General features: G+C 67.2%; 21 protein-coding genes. 13 read left to right on the top strand and 8 right to left on the bottom strand.

Annotated elements, in window-relative coordinates:
• Positions 1-2,026: 2,026 nt before the first annotated feature.
• The 8 genes from ACFQVD_RS44820 to ACFQVD_RS44785 all read right to left on the bottom strand — a co-directional run bounded on the left by ACFQVD_RS44820 (position 2,027) and on the right by ACFQVD_RS44785 (position 8,518).
• Positions 2,027-2,392 (bottom strand): hypothetical protein, encoded by a 366-nt coding sequence (locus ACFQVD_RS44820; protein ID WP_386369068.1) that lies wholly within the window; start codon positions 2,390-2,392, stop codon positions 2,027-2,029.
• 61 nt (positions 2,393-2,453) lie between these two features.
• On the bottom strand, positions 2,454-2,996 hold the full coding sequence (locus tag ACFQVD_RS44815) for a hypothetical protein (protein ID WP_386369066.1): 543 nt from the start codon (positions 2,994-2,996) through the stop codon (positions 2,454-2,456).
• 2 nt (positions 2,997-2,998) lie between these two features.
• On the bottom strand, positions 2,999-6,319 hold the full coding sequence (locus ACFQVD_RS44810) for a hypothetical protein (protein WP_386369063.1): 3,321 nt from the start codon (positions 6,317-6,319) through the stop codon (positions 2,999-3,001).
• 360 nt (positions 6,320-6,679) lie between these two features.
• A complete protein-coding gene (locus ACFQVD_RS44805; RefSeq protein WP_386369062.1) occupies positions 6,680-7,366 on the bottom strand; it encodes a DNA cytosine methyltransferase in 687 nt (228 codons plus the stop codon).
• Complete coding sequence (locus ACFQVD_RS44800) at positions 7,363-7,755, bottom strand: RRQRL motif-containing zinc-binding protein (RefSeq protein WP_386369060.1); 393 nt, start codon at positions 7,753-7,755, stop codon at positions 7,363-7,365. Before ACFQVD_RS44800 ends, ACFQVD_RS44805 begins: the two co-directional genes overlap by 4 nt.
• Before the next feature lie 70 nt (positions 7,756-7,825).
• Positions 7,826-8,095: a DUF4031 domain-containing protein gene (locus ACFQVD_RS44795; RefSeq protein WP_386369057.1), complete on the bottom strand. Its 270-nt coding sequence runs from the start codon at positions 8,093-8,095 to the stop codon at positions 7,826-7,828.
• Positions 8,092-8,247 (bottom strand): hypothetical protein, encoded by a 156-nt coding sequence (locus tag ACFQVD_RS44790; protein ID WP_386369055.1) that lies wholly within the window; start codon positions 8,245-8,247, stop codon positions 8,092-8,094. The genes ACFQVD_RS44795 and ACFQVD_RS44790 overlap by 4 nt, the downstream gene beginning before the upstream one ends.
• A 112-nt stretch (positions 8,248-8,359) precedes the next feature.
• Positions 8,360-8,518 (bottom strand): hypothetical protein, encoded by a 159-nt coding sequence (locus tag ACFQVD_RS44785; protein WP_386369052.1) that lies wholly within the window; start codon positions 8,516-8,518, stop codon positions 8,360-8,362.
• A gap of 236 nt (positions 8,519-8,754) precedes the next feature.
• Between ACFQVD_RS44785 and ACFQVD_RS44780 the strand changes: the two genes are divergently transcribed.
• The 13 genes from ACFQVD_RS44780 (at position 8,755) to ACFQVD_RS44720 (ending at position 16,796) form a co-directional block, all read left to right on the top strand.
• On the top strand, positions 8,755-8,958 hold the full coding sequence (locus ACFQVD_RS44780) for a hypothetical protein (protein ID WP_386369050.1): 204 nt from the start codon (positions 8,755-8,757) through the stop codon (positions 8,956-8,958).
• Positions 8,955-10,016 (top strand): DUF2637 domain-containing protein, encoded by a 1,062-nt coding sequence (locus ACFQVD_RS44775; protein WP_386369048.1) that lies wholly within the window; start codon positions 8,955-8,957, stop codon positions 10,014-10,016. The genes ACFQVD_RS44780 and ACFQVD_RS44775 overlap by 4 nt, the downstream gene beginning before the upstream one ends.
• An 87-nt stretch (positions 10,017-10,103) precedes the next feature.
• The gene (locus tag ACFQVD_RS44770) at positions 10,104-10,412 is read left to right on the top strand and encodes a hypothetical protein (RefSeq protein WP_386369046.1); all 309 of its coding nucleotides are present in this window, start codon (positions 10,104-10,106) and stop codon (positions 10,410-10,412) included.
• Positions 10,409-11,131, top strand: coding sequence for a hypothetical protein (locus ACFQVD_RS44765; protein ID WP_386369043.1), 723 nt, complete (start codon positions 10,409-10,411; stop codon positions 11,129-11,131). Before ACFQVD_RS44770 ends, ACFQVD_RS44765 begins: the two co-directional genes overlap by 4 nt.
• On the top strand, positions 11,131-11,373 hold the full coding sequence (locus tag ACFQVD_RS44760; RefSeq protein ID WP_386369041.1) for a hypothetical protein: 243 nt from the start codon (positions 11,131-11,133) through the stop codon (positions 11,371-11,373). Before ACFQVD_RS44765 ends, ACFQVD_RS44760 begins: the two co-directional genes overlap by 1 nt.
• Positions 11,370-13,169 (top strand): hypothetical protein, encoded by a 1,800-nt coding sequence (locus ACFQVD_RS44755; RefSeq protein ID WP_386369038.1) that lies wholly within the window; start codon positions 11,370-11,372, stop codon positions 13,167-13,169. Before ACFQVD_RS44760 ends, ACFQVD_RS44755 begins: the two co-directional genes overlap by 4 nt.
• A 770-nt stretch (positions 13,170-13,939) precedes the next feature.
• Positions 13,940-14,497 carry a hypothetical protein gene (locus ACFQVD_RS44750; protein ID WP_386369036.1) on the top strand — a complete coding sequence of 186 codons (558 nt, stop codon included), beginning with the start codon at positions 13,940-13,942 and terminating at the stop codon, positions 14,495-14,497.
• 90 nt (positions 14,498-14,587) lie between these two features.
• Positions 14,588-15,007 (top strand): transcriptional regulator, encoded by a 420-nt coding sequence (locus tag ACFQVD_RS44745; RefSeq protein WP_386369033.1) that lies wholly within the window; start codon positions 14,588-14,590, stop codon positions 15,005-15,007.
• A gap of 64 nt (positions 15,008-15,071) precedes the next feature.
• Positions 15,072-15,287, top strand: coding sequence for a hypothetical protein (locus ACFQVD_RS44740; protein ID WP_386369031.1), 216 nt, complete (start codon positions 15,072-15,074; stop codon positions 15,285-15,287).
• Entirely contained in the window at positions 15,284-15,460 is a 177-nt protein-coding gene (locus ACFQVD_RS44735) for a hypothetical protein (RefSeq protein WP_386369028.1), read from the top strand. The genes ACFQVD_RS44740 and ACFQVD_RS44735 overlap by 4 nt, the downstream gene beginning before the upstream one ends.
• Before the next feature lie 126 nt (positions 15,461-15,586).
• Positions 15,587-16,030 (top strand): RapZ C-terminal domain-containing protein, encoded by a 444-nt coding sequence (locus tag ACFQVD_RS44730; protein ID WP_386369026.1) that lies wholly within the window; start codon positions 15,587-15,589, stop codon positions 16,028-16,030.
• Positions 16,027-16,584: an NUDIX domain-containing protein gene (locus ACFQVD_RS44725; RefSeq protein ID WP_386369023.1), complete on the top strand. Its 558-nt coding sequence runs from the start codon at positions 16,027-16,029 to the stop codon at positions 16,582-16,584. Before ACFQVD_RS44730 ends, ACFQVD_RS44725 begins: the two co-directional genes overlap by 4 nt.
• Positions 16,581-16,796 (top strand): hypothetical protein, encoded by a 216-nt coding sequence (locus ACFQVD_RS44720; protein ID WP_386369020.1) that lies wholly within the window; start codon positions 16,581-16,583, stop codon positions 16,794-16,796. The genes ACFQVD_RS44725 and ACFQVD_RS44720 overlap by 4 nt, the downstream gene beginning before the upstream one ends.
• Positions 16,797-17,551 lie beyond the last annotated feature (755 nt).

Raw genomic sequence — 17,551 nt, 5'->3', positions numbered from 1 at the left:
CACCACCACACACACACACACCACACACACACACACACACCACCACCACACCACCACCACCACCACACCACCACCACCACCACCACCACACACCACCACCACCACCACCACACACACACACCACACACACACACACCACACACCACACACACACACACACACACCACCACACCACCACCACCACCACACCACCACCACACACCACCACCACCACCACACACCACCACCACCACCACCACACCACACACCACCACCACACCACCACACACACCACCACACACACACACACACACACACACAAAAAAAACACACACAACACACACCACACACCACACACACAACACAACCACCACACCACAACCACACCACCACCACCACCACCACCACCAACCACCACCAGCCACCACCACCACCACCACCACCACACACCACACACCACCACCACACCACACACACACACACCACACACACACACCACACACACACCACACCACCACACACACACACACCACCACCACACACACCACACCACCACACCACCACACACCACCACCAACACACACCACCAACACAACACACACACCACCACCACCACCACACCACAACACACAACAACACACACACACACACACCACACACACCAACACACCACCACCACACACACACACACACCAACACACACACACCACCACCACCACCACCACCAACACACCACCACCACCACCACACAACACACACATGGCAGCATCACACAAAGCCACCATGCAACATCCAGCACCCGTTCGACGAGAACGGGTTGTTACCGGGGCGCGGACCACGCGGGCCCGGACGCGGACCCGGCTTGGGCGCACCCGCGCCGGCACCGGGCCTGGACAGAGGGCGCTCCGCCGGGGCCACCCGAGGGACGACCCTCCGGACGTGCCTCGGGGCGCGCCGCCGGACCGGGGCGCGGAGCGGGCCGCGGGCCCGGCTTGGGACCGGAGGCCGCCGGGCGGCCGCTGTCGCTGCGGGGCGCCTCGAAGCGCGGCGGCTGCACCTGCGGCGGCTGCTGCGGCGCCGGCAGGAGCCATAATGGCCGCAGGCCATTACAGAATGGCCGCAGGCCATTCATTGAATTGCCGCTAGGCAATTCTTAGAAAGGGGGGTGCGGGGGGAAAGAATGGCCCCGCGGGGCCATTCTTTTAGTCGTCAATTCCCCCGTCTATTTGCGAATGCATTTCTTCCGCTTCCCATTCGGAAATGTCCCCCCCTTCCATCATCGCCTCTATTTGTCCGTGCGCTCGATTCACGCAGAGTCTGCAATTGCAAATTCCCGGATCAAAGTCCCCGTTAATCCATTGCGCGCTGCAATTCATAAAGGAATTCCTTTCCCGTTCGTTTCGAGGGAATGGTATCTGGTAAGGGGTTCGCCGTTCGCGTCTTCGCCATAGGCTTCGGCCGTCCGGCCGGTCGAGTCGGCGGCCGTCCGGCCATGGGTCGGGGAACCCCTCCCCCGGCCGCCGGCGGCCCGCTGCGGGGCTCTCCTGGCGGGTCAACATCCCCCGGGGGAGTGGTGAGACGGTCTGAGAAAGTGCGAACTCTGCGAACTCTGCGAACCTCGCAGGTCAGAGGGGGTGTGTCGGTTCGCACTTTGGCCCCAGGTTCGCACTTTGAAGTGCGAACCCCCCTGCGAACCGCCCCCCGTGGGGGGTCTGTGGCCTGTGTCGTCGTCGTCCTGGCCCTGCGGCGCCTGCGGCTCTGTAGGGCTCTGACCTGCGAGGTTCGCACTTTCGCGGCCCGGTGTGCGCCCCCCGTGCGGTTCGCACTTCACTGCCGGCCCGGGGGCGCCCCTGCCTGCGTACGGCTCTGTAGGGCTCTGACCTGCGAGGTTCGCACTTTCGCGGCCCGGTGTGCGCCCCCCGTGCGGTTCGCACTTCACCCCCGACACCGGGGGCGCCTGTGTGCCTCTGTGAGGCTCCCTGCCCGCAACGGGCTACGGCCCGCCCCCGGTGTCGGGGGCGGGCCGTAGGGGGCGAATCAGCGGCTCTCAGTCGTGTATCGGGCAGTCTGCGGAAACGGCCCCGGGGGCGCATGGGCACACCTTGAAAACGGCCGCCTCCCACTCCGGATACTCCGGATCATCTGGCGCGGGAACGTACTGCCCTTGTGCTTCCTGGTCGGCCCGCACTCTCGCGATGTACGCGGTTTCCTTTTCCATCACGGGAATCTGTTCCGGCATGGCTGCGATCTCGGCAACGGTGCTTTCAATGTCCGCCAGGAGAGCGCCGATACTCTCCTGTGTGTCCGGGGGTAGCGCTGCGATCTCTGCCCGCACGCTGCTCACTATTGCGGTTGCTTCTGCGGCCGTCTCCTCTATGACGGCCTTCATTTTCTGCCCTGCGTCCGGCTCCACGTGCCTTTCCTTCCGACGAAAAGGCCCCAACCCTTTGGGAATGAGTTGGGGCCTTTACCATTCACCAAGCAATGTCGGTGATGTCCTCGATTGTGGCCCTCCCGCCCTTGAAGTAGTAGACGTCTAGGAGGTCTTGGAGTTCTTGCGCTGCGGCTTCCGGCCCTTCCTCTTGGAAGGTGTGGAGCACTTGTTCCATGGCGTCGGCGGGCAGGCTCTCGCCCGGTTTGATAATGCGGTCGGCCCGCCGGTCATTCGAGATGGTGACGGTCGCTTTGATCCGCAGTCCTTCGCCGCTCCCGTAGTCCTTTCCTACGGAGTTGAGGACCCTGTTTGCTCCGGCCTTTGTTATGCGGGCCGTCCGTTCTGCCCGTGCGAGCTTGTCGGCGTTGGCCGACCTGGCGGTGTTCTTCGCCTCCTGATCACCTTTGGCCCACCGTCGCATGGTCTCGTATGAGACTTGAGCCTCACCGGCTGCGGCTTTGACGGACCCGTGAGTCTTGATCAGCCATTCGGCCTTTTCCTTCGTGGTCCGTCCTTCGGATGCCCGCGACCGGCCGGTGACTGCCCGATAGACCGCGTCGGTAAGACCTTTGAAGTTCGGCACGGTCATTCACCCTTTCGCAGGTATTCGGCCATGGTCTTTACGGAGTGGGGGGCGTAGGTGCCCAGTTCCTTGGTTGGCTTGGCGGGGTCGTACAGCGGGAGCCCAGGGTTACCCGCTGCGGGGTCGGCCGTCGTGGTCACGTAGTAGGCGCAATCGATGTCTAGCGCGACCGGCCAACGGCCAGTGGCACGCCCGACTTTGATCACGTCCCGGGTGACCTTGGCCCGGCAGTGGCCGCCGATCGTGTCGGCCCAGTCGGGCCGGTACAGGCTGCCGGTGCTGCGCTGGATCTGCCCGTAGGTCTCCCGGTAACAGGCTTTGAGCGCGGCCCCCAACAGGTCGGCTTCGTCGCCTGCGGGCAGGTTCCGCAGGGCGTCACGAAGGGTCTCGGCCATGGCCCGACCGATCCGCGCGGAATGGTCGTGGGCGCGGGGCGACACCCACGCGTCCACGATCATTTCTTGCGGCATGCCGGTCTGGAGTAGCAGTTCGGCCGTGGGCGTGGTCACCCATGTGGGGGTGGCCCGGCCGTTGACGCGGACGCTTTCGCCCCGCAGGTCTGGTAGCTGCGGGTAGGGCTGCCATTTCCCGGAGATGAGCCAGTAGCCGGCCCGGGTGGGGTCGAACCCCCTGTCGAGTCCGATGTGCTCTAGCCGGTCCATGGCGAACGTGGCCCCGGCCAGTGCGGACAGGTACGCCTTTCGGGCGTCGTAGCCGATGACATGGGTTCCGGCCCGTTCTTCGTCGCTCCACTGGGAGAGCGGCCGGATTGACCGGTATCCGGTCTCGACCCCGGCCGGGCAGGAGTCGGGCGGGGTCCACTTGCGCAACGGCTGGCGGCCGTAGTGCTTCGCCCCGGCCAGGATGTTGCATCCGCTGATGCCGGCGGTCATCACGTACGGTGTGCCGGTCGCGGCCCGCCAGGTGCCCAACAGGTAGGCGGCGGTCATGGCGTCGCTGTCCGGGGCGATGAGGACGTGCGAGATCCCGCCGGTCCCTGACCAGGGGATGACCAGGACATGCACGCGGGTTCCGCTGGCCGGGTGGCGCCATGTGGTCCACGCCTGCACACCGGAGTCAGCCGGGAGCCATCCGGCGGCCCGCGCGTCGATCACGGCGCGCGGCTCCGGAGCCGGCGCGGGAGCCTTTCGACTCTTTCGCCGCTTGTCGGTCTCGGCGAACGTCTCGGCTGCGGGGGGCGCGTCGGGGTAGCCGAGCCGCGCGGCGACGTCGCCCGTGATCGCGACGCTCCCGCCGTCCGGCATCAGCTCGACCACGCCCGCCAGGAATGCCGCCATGTCGTCCAGCGCGGCGCCGGCGGGCAGTGCGGCCCCGCTGGACAGGTACAGGCCGTCAGCGTCGGCGGCTACGGCCAGCACAGGCTCTGTGTGTGCCCCGGGCGTCGCCCGCAGGTCCAGCTCTTCGGCCACGGGCATCGGCGCGGGCGGGGCGGGGGGCGCGTCGGGGGCGTCGCATCCCGCGTGCAGGGCACGCCCGTTCTCGATGAGCGTGCAGGGCTCACCGCAGGTCACGCATGGCGCGGGCGGCCGGTCGGGCGGCCCCGCGGCTTCATGGTGGTCGATTTCCTCCGGCCCCGCATCCGGGGCCGTCCAGCGCAGCGCCCACACATCGCGCTTGCGCCCCAGTGCAGGGATTTTCTTGGCGATGGTGTGTCGATGAACGGGCCGGCCGCCCGCCCCCCGGCTGACCGATCCGGGGATGACGTCGGCCACCCGCATCGCCTCACCCATGGCGCGGGGCGTGATGTCGATCGGGGAGCCCAGACGCCCGGTGTAGGCCGTCACGAACGCCCCGGCCGCACTGGGAAGGAGGAATAGCCGCTCACAGTCGGTCCACCCGATCATCCGGCCCATCGCGCGGCCGGCCGCGTCCCATCCCAGCGCGACCGCGTCGGCCTTCGGCACGTCGCCATCCATGCCCAGTACGTGAGCCTCCCGAGATGCCAGGCCGTCAAGGATCGCGTTCACGATTCGCTCATGCATGGCCTGTCCGTCGATCGCATCGACCTGAGCGTGCAGCGACTCGATGAGCCCCGCCCATGCCCGCGCCCACAACGCGTCGGCCCGCTCCGGCTCGACCCATTCCCGGGCGAGAGCGTGATCGAGACCGGCCCGCAGACCGGCCGCCTTGTCCGCGACCGATTCGACGTAGCGCGTGGGCGCCCCGGTCGCTTCGGCCAGCTTTGCGCTGTAGTGCCGTTCGCTGCGGGCGACGTCGGCGTGTGCGGGCATCCGGCCCGCCCACCACACCACGAACGCGCTCATCAGCGCTGACCGGTCGGCCGGCCCGGTGCCGTCGTCGGCCCGGCCGAACGCTGCGGCGTCGAACTCCGAGCGTTCCAGGTGGATCACGTGGGTACGGTTCTGGCCCGACTCAACCGCGCTGATGTCTTCGGCCGTGAGCACACCGAACGCCCGGGGTCGCATGCGCGCCCTGGCCTTGACGTGCCGGTCGGCCCGCCCCTTGCTTGCCCCGTTGAACAAGCTGCGGGCGAAGTGGTCGAAGTAGGCGGCCCGCTCCTGGGGACTGCCAACGGGCGCCATGTCGTCCCACGGCACGATCATGTCGCCGTAGGCGTGATGGACAAGCTCAATGTAGGTGCCGGTCGCGAACGCGCGCCCCGCGTTGAACGGCAACCGGCGCCAGCGAACCCCGGGCGCCCAACACTGTGTGATGAACGCGGTCCGGCCGCTCTTGCCGCTCTGGTTAAGTGCGAGGTAGGTGATCGATCCGACCGGCCGGCCCATGCTGGCTCGGTAGGCGGCCCCGATCTCTACGGCCGCCGCACGGTCCGGCCCCATGTCGAACAGACCCCACAGGGCGTCGAACGCCCGGCGGCCGTCGTCGGCCGTCGCCGGGGGCGGCGCCATGGTGTAGACGGCCAGGCCGTCACCGTGCACGCGGACGTCGGGCACGGCCCCGCCCGCGCCCCAGGCGCCCCCGCCGTGCACGTAGATCCACCGTCCGCCCCGGTGATGCCAGCCGAGACGGCCGTACGCGGGAACGATCGGGTAGGGCGTGGCCGACTTGATCGCGGTCACGATCTCGCCCCGCGCGGTCTGCCCGCTGGCGGTCAGCACCGGCAGGCCGGACAGCTCTGCCCGATCTACCCATGTGACCTTGCCGAAGTCTTCGGCGGGCACGTCCGGCAGGGTCACGGGGGGCGCCCCGGTCCGGCTGACCCGCAGGTCGTAGTGAGTGACGATGCTCTGTGTGCGGTCGCTGACCTCGGTGTCGGTCAGCGGGTAGGGCTCTCCGGTGTCGTCGGCGTAGGCGGCCGTGATGGATACGCGGGCGTTCACGATCTCAGTTCGGATCGTGTCCTCACCTTCACGGCTGACCCGGTAGTGGCCGGAGTCATCGGCGGTGAACTTCTCCGCCAGGCGGTGAGTGATGGTTCTCGGTTGAGCGGTGACTTTCTTCGCAGTGCCGTTCGCTGCGGGCGACGGTACGGCCGTCAGTCGGGAACGGGGCGTCGTCATCGGCCCCCCCGCAGGGACACGGATGGCATGGCCGATGGCCAAAGTTGGGGCGACGTCACGTAGACTCTCCCTAGCGATTTGTTTGAGAGGCCCCGCCCCGGAGTTAGCAGCTCCGGAACCGGCGGGGCCTTTTGCTTTTGGTCAGCCACCCTACGCCCGTGTTCGATGGGGCGTGCGGGGCTAGAACAGCGTGTCGGCACCGTGACCCCTTACCGCGCGTATGAAGCGCTCCCCGATCCATTGCGTGTAGGCCGGCGGGATCGCTTCGGCGATGGCCTTACGATCTGCGGTCCAGTCGATGCCCATGGCTTCCTGCCATTCGGCAACGCTGCCCTTGCCGCCCCCCTCTCCGTAGACCGCCAGATATGGGCCGTCGTGGTACTGGCCGTGCCGCCATCCCCGGACGCGTCCCCGGTGCGGGCGGTGGACCGGCCGCGTGGTCGCCCAACCTCCCAGCTCGAAATGTCGGTGCCGAAGAACCCCGATCTTGTACATCTCTCCGCACAGGGTGATGTCCCGGCGGATCGGTGCCCGGCCCTGCGGCTGTTCCATGACGTAGGGCCGGCCGGTCTGCTCGATGGCGTCGCGCGTCGGTGCGATCAGGTCCGGGTACCGGTCGGCCCGGTCCTGGTTGGTGCCTGCGGTCAGCGCGCAATGTCTCTGACACGGAGGACTCGCGTGGATCGCGTCGAAGCGGTACCCGTTTTCCCTGATGAACGCGACCGCGTCGCCCTGGTGGAAGTCGAAGGGGTAGTCAGGTTGCGGCGCGAGGTCTACCCCGACCACGCGCCACCCGGCCCGGTGGTAGCCCATCGCGGCCCCGCCGGCCCCACAGAACGCATCTATGATCATCGGCTCCCGACTCATGCCGCGACCCCCGATTCCCCCAGCTCACACGACACGCACATGCCGAGACTGGTCGGGATCACATAGCCCCGATCGGTCCCGCATTCCGGGCACGTTCGCCGCGCGGCCATCGCGAGTGCCAGCGCGGCCAGCTGGCGGGCGGTCGGCTGCCGCTTGGGCAGTGCCTGGCCGACGTCGTACAGGTAGGCCACCCGCACCCCGTCGCGACTCCCGGCCCGCCGAGAGCGCCACATGACCTGTCCCTGCACGCCCTGACGTCCCGGCCGTAGACCCTGGTTGGCCAGCTGGCGACGCGTCATTAGGTGGGCGGGGCTCATGCCCCATGGCCAGGTCGGCACGGTGTACCGCGCGCCGGTCGGGTCGTAGAACCGCCCCAGAATCCGCCCCATGCTGCTCTCTCCTCTCAACGGGGACAGCCCCGGCCGGTCTCCCGGTCGGGGCTGTATCGCGTGGTGCGGGTCAAAGGATCAGACCCTCTCGGTGCAGGCGCGGCAGGTGCCGCCAGGACACCGCTATGGCGCCCTGCCGGACGGCCTGCACGCGCTTGCTCTCGGTCACGTCGTAGTGCGGGTACCAACCGCCCTGCGGTTGGAACCACGACCGGCGCAAGCCCAACCGCAGGGCGAACGCGTGTAGTTCGTCTAGGTCGTCGCCGACCATGTGTGACCAGCGGCCGGACAGCCTGCCGACGCGCGCCGGCTGGCGCCAGTCGTCCACGTAGACCGTCACCGCAGCACCACCTGACACTGCTGACAGGTGGCCTTGTGGTCGGCAACCTCACGGGGCGTCGCGCTGATCAGGATCAGCGCCAGCGCCGCGCACTTCGCGGCGCCGGTCGTGAAGGACAGCGCGACGCTCGCAGCGTCCTTGCCCCGACCCATCACGCCCCCCTGTGGTGGTAGGCGTCGGGCGTGGTCGCGTTGGTCATCGCGGTGAGTTCGGCCAACTCGCCAAGCAGCTGCTCGATGAACTCCTCATACTCGGCGGGGGTCGTCACTTGGACCCTCCGGCCTGGCGGTCGTAGGTGTCGCGCATGGCCTGCGACTCCTGCCCGGGGGCGTAGGTCATCGCCCGCAGCGCGGCCCGCCGGGTGTCGGTGGCCAGCTGGTCGAAGCTGGTCTCTCCCGGGTCAATCGGGACGATCTTTGGCATGATGGAACTACCTCTCGTGAGGTCGCCCCGCCGGTTGATCTGCCAGGACCCCCGGCGGGGCTTTTCGTTGTCTACGGGTGCCAACCGTTGGCACCCGTGATCACCAGACATAGGGTGGTGATGTCGTCCAGCATTGCATTTGTTTCAGGTGTTGGCAACACTACCAATCACGTGCAATGCTGGTCGGCATGACAACACAGACGAAGTCGCATGCCCCGCCCATTAGGAGTCGCTCCATGGCCCAGAGGCCCCCGGTTGGCCGCCTGCTTGTCTCTCCCGCCGTCGTGCAGGAGGTAGACGAAAAGCGGATCGACGTGATCATGGCAACCCGTATGGAGCTGACGAAGACGGTCATTCATGACGCGATCGTGCGCGTCGGCCTGCGGCACCTTGATGAGGTTGCCGCCCTGCTTACGACCCCCCCGGGAGATCAGAGATGACCCTCAACCATGATCAAGAGGAATCGGCCGGCGTGTCCCGCCAGGGTCGGGTTCGCCGCGTTCTGATCACTACGATCGCGGTCACGTTGGGCGTGGTCGTACTCGCCCCGATCGCCCTGTCGTCGGGCCACATCTTCACGTGGGCCAAGGCTCCGGCCCCGGAGGGTCTGGCGCTGGCACCGCCCATGGCCGTCGCGGCGTTCGTGGCGCTGGACCTGGCGGCGGTTGTGTGTATCGCCATGACCATCTACAGCAGCATCCGGGGTGAGGGGGCCGGTGTCTTCGGACTGCTCACGTGGGTGTTCGCCGCAGGGTCGGCCTACATCAACTGGTCTACTGCGGACACGACTCTGGCCGGTCAGTTCTTCGCTTCGATGTCCATCGCCGGGCCGGTGCTGCTAGAGGCAACGCTGGCCAAGCTGCGGCGCTGGACTCGCCAGGAGGAGGGCACGCAGATGTCGGCCCGCCCCCGGTTCGGTGGGCGCTGGCTTCCCGGTGTCGCGTTCCGCGAGACGTTGGCCGCGTGGGCGACCGCGCGCCGCGAGAACTTGGCCAAGCCAGAGGATGCCATCGCGCATGTCCGGGAGCGTCGCGCGCTGTCCGGCATGGACGATGTGGACGCGATCCGCTATGCCTGGTCGGCCCTGGGCGCCTATGACGAGTACTCGGCCCGCATCTGGTTGCAGGCGCGCGGCCGGACCGTCACGCAGGCCGCGATGGATACGGCGGTCGGAGACCGGCCGCGCACCCCATTGACCGCAGTGCAGGCGCCCCGGCTTCCGGCTCTCCCGGCTGCTCCGGCCGTGCCGGAGGCTGACCCGCAGGACGCCCCGGAGGACCCGTACGCGGCTGACCGTGAGGTCTTGTCCACGCTGCCGTCGAAGCGGGACATGATCCGGCACGCGTTCTCTGTGACCGGCGCGTGGGACGTTCCTGCGGTCGTCGAATGGCTGCGGGTGCGGGGCGTCACGGTGAGTCGGGCCGACGCGTACGCGGTGCGCAAGGACGCACAGGACAAGGGGCGGGCTGCAACTCTGCGGGCCGTTGGTCCGTCGTAACGGGTACCACACAACTCAACAAGCGCCCCGGGGGCGGACTTCCACTCCGACCCCCGGGACTTCCGAGGCCACTAGGAGGCCCCAGCAATGAACATCTCATCACACACGATCACCACCACTGATCTGGTATGGAGCGCCATCTCGGCGGGTCTCGGCCTGACGGTCGGTGTCGTGATCGGCATCGTCATCGGCGTCCACCTGGCGCGCGGCAACATGGTCCGCCAGGCGCACCCGGCGCCGGTCCCGCCCGCCCCCGCGCCGTACCCGTCCCTGTCCGGGGCGGTCGTGGTCCGGGAGATCATCCGAGAGGTTCCCGCCGGCCCCGCGCTGTACCCCGGAGTCCCGGCCGGCCCTGCTTCCATCGTTCGCCCGGCCCGACCGGAGGTCACCCGATGAACGCGTTTGGGATCACGTACCCCGCCGATGTCGTCGCCCTGGTCGAGGGTGCGGCCCGCTATGCCCCGGTGATCGGGACGGCCGTGGACGGCCGCCCGGTCGTGGTGGACCTGAACCGGCACGCTCACGCGTTGATCGGTCTGGCCGCCGGAGGGGGCGCTACGTCGGCCCTGCGGGCGTTGGCCCCGCAGCTGCACGTGGCCGGGGCTGCGCTGGTCGTGTGCGACATCAAGCGGATCGGGCACAGGTGGGCGCGCGGACAGGTGGGCGTGACGCACGCGGTCACCCTGCCGGAGATCTACGACGCCGTGATGGAGCTGGCGAACACGCTCCAGCAGTGCCCGGGGGATGACATCCGCCGTGTGCTCCTGGTGGACGCGGCCGATTCGGTCCTGTCCCGGATGCGTGACTTCACCGAGTCCCGGCCGGAGCCCTGGTACTCCTGGACGTCGTTCCGGGAGGCGTTCGGCGCGCTGCTGGTCGCGGGCCGGTCGGAGGGGATTCACGTCGTGGCGGCCGGTCTGCTGGCGGGCCTGTCGCCGGACCTGCGGGAGATGTTCGGGGTTCGGGTGTTGGGCGGATACTCCGCGCGTACCTGGGCGCGCTTGGCCGATGGCCTGCCGTACGTCCGGCCGTCGATGCGGCCGGGAGCGGCCCGGGTCGTGGCCGATGGTCAGGCGGTCGAGACTCAGCTGATCCTGACGGGGGGTGCGCGGTGATGGGCGAGTCCCTGGTGATGCTGACCTCCGTTCTGGTCGGCCTGGCCCTGGTCGTGCTGACCCTGCTGACCCTGGCGCTGGCCGGGTTCGCGGTGCGGATGTTGCAGGGGCCGGCGGTGGTCGCGACACGTCCGGCCGCTCTGTCCGGCTGGACCACCGTGCAGGAGTGGAGCGAGGTAAGCCGGACGGCCGATGGTCTGGTCTGGCGGTCGGTGCGAGTGCGACAGGAGGCGGCGAGATGAGCGGCGACATCGCGGGTGCACTGGCGGGACTCGGCCAGGCGAAGAACACGTTTCCCCGGCTGCTTGGCCGGTTCGTCTCCGGTCGGCCGATGGACGGCCGCCCCCGGTCCAACGCGACGTTCATGGCGCCGGGTACGCGGGCGACCGGCCCGCACGGCTACCGGGACGAACCCACGTGGTGGATGTCCCTGCCGGGCTGGAAGCGGGCGGCCGTGCGTGTCGGGACGGCCGTCCCGACCGCCGTGCAACCGGTCGGTCTGGTGATGGCCCCACAGGTCACTCTCGCGCTGGACGGCGCCCTGACCCTGGCCGGTCTGTCGTACGCGAGTCTCAAGGCGACAGAGGCTGTCCGGACATGGCAGCACACCCGCGATTGGCTCCGACCGCTGCACGCGGTCCTGGGGCCTGTCCTGGGCTACGGTGACAGAGAGCGACCGGACTCGTATATCCATCTCCCGTTCGACTTCCGGACATCTGACGACATGCGGATTGTCGTCAAGCTCCCGGCGCGCTTCGAAGGCACGTCAGACATGAAGAGTCGCGTGCTGGACATCGTCAAGACCAAGCTTGCCCTTCAAGACGTCGATACGTCCTGGCAGTTGTCCGGGGCCGTGCCTGTCTTGGTCATCCGGCACGCTCCCAAGCCGCCGGCGGCCCTGACGTGGCGGGACGCGATCCCGCTCATGCTGGCCGCGAAGGAGTCGGCCCCCCTGATCGGCGTCGGCCAGCGGGGCGCCCATATCGCGGTCGATCTCGACTCCGACAGCCCCCATATTCTGCTGTCAATTTCGACCGGCGGCGGAAAGTCAGTGTTCGCCCGCGCGATGGCTGCGCAGATTCTCGCCCGGGGCGGACGCGTGGTGATCTGCGATATCAAGCGCGTTTCTCACCGATGGGCGCGCGGCCTGCCCGGGGTCACCTACGCCCGGTCTCCGGAGGAAATCCACGACGCTCTTATCATGGTCGCCGATGAGGGCGACCGGCGATTCCAGATGATCGATGAGGATCGTGACGATGAGGTCGCGGCCTTGCCCCGGGTACTGCTCATCATGGAAGAGATGAACGCGACCACAAGCAAGCTGGTCAGTTACTGGGCATCCATCCGCGACAAGGAAGATCCGAAAAAGTCACCCGCCATCGAGGCATTGGGCGACATCCTTTTCATGGGGCGCCAGGCGCGTACTCACGTGCTGGCGATCGGTCAGCTCATGTCGGCCCGCGCGATGGGCGGCCCCGAAATGCGGGAGTGTTTCTCAACCCGCGTTCTCGCCCGCTACTCCATGAATGCCTGGAAAATGCTGGTACCGGAGGTCTGGCCCGCGCCGCGCGCCAGTCGGCACCCCGGCCGCGTGCAGCTGGTTCAGGCCGGTCAGGCGTATGAGACACAGGTCATCTTCGGCAGTGAGGAGGATGCGAAGAATTTCGTTCTCTCCCACCGTCCCAAGCTCGTCACACCGTCTCACGAGATCATCAACCAGGGGAACGAGGGTGACACCGTCCCAAGCACGCGGCGCCAGGTCAGCCCCACGGCCCGGCCGGAGTTGACCATTGTTCAGGGAGAGAAGAAAGACCCGATCCCGGTTGACCCGAATGCGCCTATCGGTTTGGGAAAGGCCGCGCGGGGCGGTTTGATTTCCCTTTCCGATACTCCGGAAAAGACGCTTCAAATCCTGCGGGCGGCGCGCGGCCGTGACCCGGAGTTCCCTCTCCCGGTCGCAGAGAAAGGACAGGAAAAGCTGTATATTCCGTCCGAACTCATCAAATGGGCGCGGAATCGCCCTAGCGCTACCGGGTGAACGTCGCATGTGGGGCCGTGCCTGAAAGTCGGGCACGGCCCCACGTGCGTTCATGGGCCATTATGGAGAATGGAGTATGAGGCGAATGGATGAAACTGGCGATCTGTGTTCCGGTCGGAATGCCGAAGAATGCAATATCGTTAATTGCGGCGACTGTGAAACGGACCATTGTCCGAACTGTCGCCAATGGATTCGCGCAAAAAAGGGGGCAGATCCGTTGACGGGTCACGCGAATTGCATTTCCGTTAGCGGTATTCCGGAAAGCGAATGCGAGTGCGGTGATCCGCTCTCACGGAATTGCCCAGTCCACTATTAGGTCTGGTCGCCGCATTTGAAATAGGCGTCATGTCTGGAATGCTTTTCCGGGCGTGGCGCCTATTTGCGTTTTGCGCGAATGAATACACCGGTCCTATTTTCCCGTATCCCGCCATTTCATGACGTGTCTGTATGGCTGTCTGGTCGCGTCTGTCGTCCCGTCAAGGCGCGTCCGTCCGGATGCCCTGTCCGGCCCGCACGGGCGCCTGTCCGGCCCTAGGCGGCCGTCTGGGGCCATCCGGTCGGCTCTCCTGTCCGGGGAGCGCTCCGGCCAGACAAGGGGCCGTCCACGATCGCGCCCCGCCGGCCCGGGGGCGGTCCGGCCGGACGGGCGGGGCGCGGGAGCTGTCAGGGGTAGGCGGATGTAACCGGTCGGTCTGCCCAAACCGCTTGACGCTGTACGTCGATACGTACAAGCTTTGATGTACGAAACGACGTACAGACAAGGGGCGCGAATGGCACGGCACGATCTTGAGTTCATCGAGAGGGAAGACGGATCAACGGCCGTCGTGATCACCTTCCCCGGCAACCACATCGGCGCGGATGCGGCCGTCATGTCCGACTGGTTCGACACCCTCCTATGGGCGCTGGACGGACTGCGATCCGGACGCTGGGACACCCCCGGCCGCGAAACCGTCCGGGAGATCGGAACCGCTCTGAGCGCTCTGGAACACCGACTCGCGCCCCGTCTGGCCGGACTGCGAGACGCCCTGATCCGCTCCCACTACGCGGCCGGCGGCTCCCATGCCGATCTCGCCGCCGCACTGGACGTGAGCGCACGTTCTACCGCGCAGGGCATCCGCGACCGGCTTCCGCACCCGCCGACCACATGGGAGCGGTGGGCGCGCGGCACGGACTTCCGCCAGCCCGGCACCCCCATCCAGATCCGCGCCGACGTGCTGCCCGGAAGGGGTGCGACCGGCCGCCGTCGCTGCCCCGATTGCGAGCGCAGTGACGGCTACCACGACAACCACTGTCTGTCGCTCCCCACCCCGCCCGCCCCGTCCGCGTAGCCGGCTCAAAGCAAGACGGGCGCGTCCAGGACTCGACCCCGGACGCGCCCCGATCACCCGCACCTGACAGATACGAAGGGATCACCCACCATGATGCACCTGGAAGCCCTGCGGTTCGCCGTCGCCCTGGTCACGCTCTACGCGGCCCACCAGGTCGCCGACCACTGGATTCAGAGCCACACGCAGGCGTGCGGCAAGGCCGCCCCCGGCCGTGCCGGATGGCGTGCCAACCTCGCGCACGTCGGCACCTACACCGTGACCCTGTCGGTCGCGCTGCTCTTGGTCGAATGGCGGTTCGATCTCGGCTACTCGGCCGCGTGGGTCTACGTCGGCCTGGCGGTCAATGGCGCGACGCACGCGTGGGCCGACCGGCGCGCCCCCCTGCGTGCCCTGGCCGTCCGGCTCGGCAAGACGGAGTACTGGGACAAGGTCCCCGGGGGCGCCTACCAGCTGGACCAGGCATGGCACTACGGATGGCTGTGGGTCAGCGCGTTCATCATCGCGGCATAGACCACGCGGGCGCGTCCGGGACTCGACCCCGGACGCGCCCCCGAACCAGGAAGGAAGAGAGAGCATGGAACAGAGCAACGAACGGCCGGTCCGGCGGTTCCGCACCCGGGGCGGGGCGGTCGTGATCTGGGAGCACAACCCCGGCGACACCTACGGTTCCGGCGCCTGGGGGTTCCTGCGCTGCGGGGGCTGCGGCGCTTCGACCGCCCGCGCCAGATCCGGCGACGGCAATCACCACGCGGCCAACTGCCACGAGATCCCGCCGGACGGCCAGTCATGAAGAACCATTTCGAGAGGTACGGCATCTCCGCAGAGGAAGCCGCGGGCGCCCTGGCCGACGCGCTACAGCACGGGGGCGCCACAGAGCAGGAGACCCAAGAGGCCATCGTGGGCGTCCACGTCGATGCGGCCATGCCGGACGACTCGCAGCCCTGGACACTCCACCGCGAATAGGAAACGGGAAACACGCCCCCGGCCCCCCACACCGAACGTCCAATAGACAGAGCGGGCGCGTCCAGGACTCGACCCCGGACGCGCCCCGATCACCCGCACCTGACAGATACGAAGGGACCACAGACCATGGTGAAGGACCTGACCGCCGGCCTTGTGCAAGCGGTGGTCATCTCATTCGGCTACGGCCACGACCCCGCCCCGCAGGCAGACATGACCATCGACGCCCGCCGGCATTTCCGCAACCCGCACGCTGATCCCGCCATGCGGACCATGACCGGCCTGGACGCCCCGGTCCGGGCGCATGTGCTGGCCACTCCCGGAGTCCCCAACGTCATCAAGCACGCCATCCGGTTCGGCCGTGACCTCCTGGACGACGTCGCCAACGACCGGTTCCGACTCGTGACCATCGCGGTCGGCTGCGTCGGTGGCCGGCACCGATCCGTCGCCATGGCCACGGAGATCGGGGCGGGACTGCGTGCCCTGGGCATCGGCACCGACATAGAGCACCGCGACATCGACCACGACATCCTTCCTTCCCAGACCCACGCCCGCCACGGAGGCACCCGGTGAAGACCTGCGACAACGCCAGCGTTGGAATCCTGGTCATCGACTCCGCCGGCCGACACCTGATGTTCGACCGCAACACCGCCCCGGCCGGATGCGCCCCGGCCGCCGGTCACGTCTTCGACGACCACCCCGGGTACACCGAAGCGGCCCACGCGGAGGTCTCCGAAGAACTGGGCCTGACCGTCGCCACCCTGGAACTCCTGCCGGTCGGCGGATGGCGGGACAACCGATGCCGACGCGCCCCCGGCCCGCGCGGCGTCGGCCACCAGTGGCAGCTCTACCGCGCCACCGTCACCGGAGACCTGGCCGCATCCGACCGCGAAACCCGCAACGTCCGATGGCTCACACCGGACGACATGCAACGACTGGCCATCCGGACCACGCTCTACGCCTGCGGCCGGCTGACCGATGTGGAGTTCGCCCAAACCCCCGGCATCGAACCCGTGTGGGTCCGATGGTTCGCAGAGCTGGACATCATCCGCATAAGCCCGGCCGACCTCGGCCGGATCGACCACATCGCAGCGCGCGGCACCAACCAGGAAGGGGAAACGGCGTGATCATCATCAACGGTCGGGTCTACGACGGAGACGACTACGACGGAGACATCGGAACCGTCATCGAGGGCAACGCCGGCACCGTCCATCTGGGCACCGGGAACGTCTACAACAACAGTCAGGTCATCACCGGAGACGGCGTGACCTACATCAACGGAGACAACCCGGACGGCATCCGCAAGACGTTCGGCGGCAAGAGGGGCAAGAGGTCATGAGAGCGACCGGCCGCCACCGCCGGCCGCACCCCACGGCCCACCAGACGCACGGAGACTGACCCGCAGGACGACCGGCCCCCTTCCCCCTCACAGGGAAGGGGGCCGGTCTGCGTAGCACTCAAGGCCGCACGGGGCCGGCGGAACCGCAGGACGGCAACCAGGAAGGAACAGAGACCATGACCGAAGACGCCCATGAGGTTCTGTGTTTCAGCAGGACGCCCGAAGAGTGCGCTAAAGCGCACTGCCCCGATTGCACATCAGAGCAGTGCCGAAAGTGTCACACTTGGTTCCGGGCGCCAAAGAACCATGACCCGCTAAAAGACCATTACGAATACGACCACGATTAACAAAGGGGTGACAATGGAAAAGCTCACCTGTTTCAAGACTTGGGACAGAAAGCCTTTCTGTGCCCTAGGGCATGGCCACGAAGGGAAATGTGATACCGCAACTCCGGATTCAGTGGAAGAGAGCAAAAGGAAAGAGATTGCGGCCGACCCGTATTATCGGGGCGATTATGTAACGATGTTCGGGGACGACGAATAGCGCATTCTCGAAAAAGGCCAAGAATTGCCCTGCGGTTGATTATCATTTCAGCCGCAGGGCAATTCTTTTTGTATTTTGCTTGAAATTAATAGGCCGCAGAGAATTGCGGTGAGGGCGCCCGGAAATTGCCCGGAGGGCAATTCTTTTCCCATTCAAACAATGGCCAGCGGCCATTTAAAGAATAGCCGGAGGCTATTTTTACTCCCTGCCGG

The sequence above is a fragment of the Streptosporangium amethystogenes subsp. fukuiense genome, assembly GCF_042665875.1.
In the GTDB taxonomy this organism is placed as follows: Bacteria; Actinomycetota; Actinomycetes; order Streptosporangiales; family Streptosporangiaceae; genus Streptosporangium; species Streptosporangium fukuiense.
Note: the sequence above shows the minus strand (reverse complement) of the source record. Positions and strands in the feature narration are given on the sequence as shown.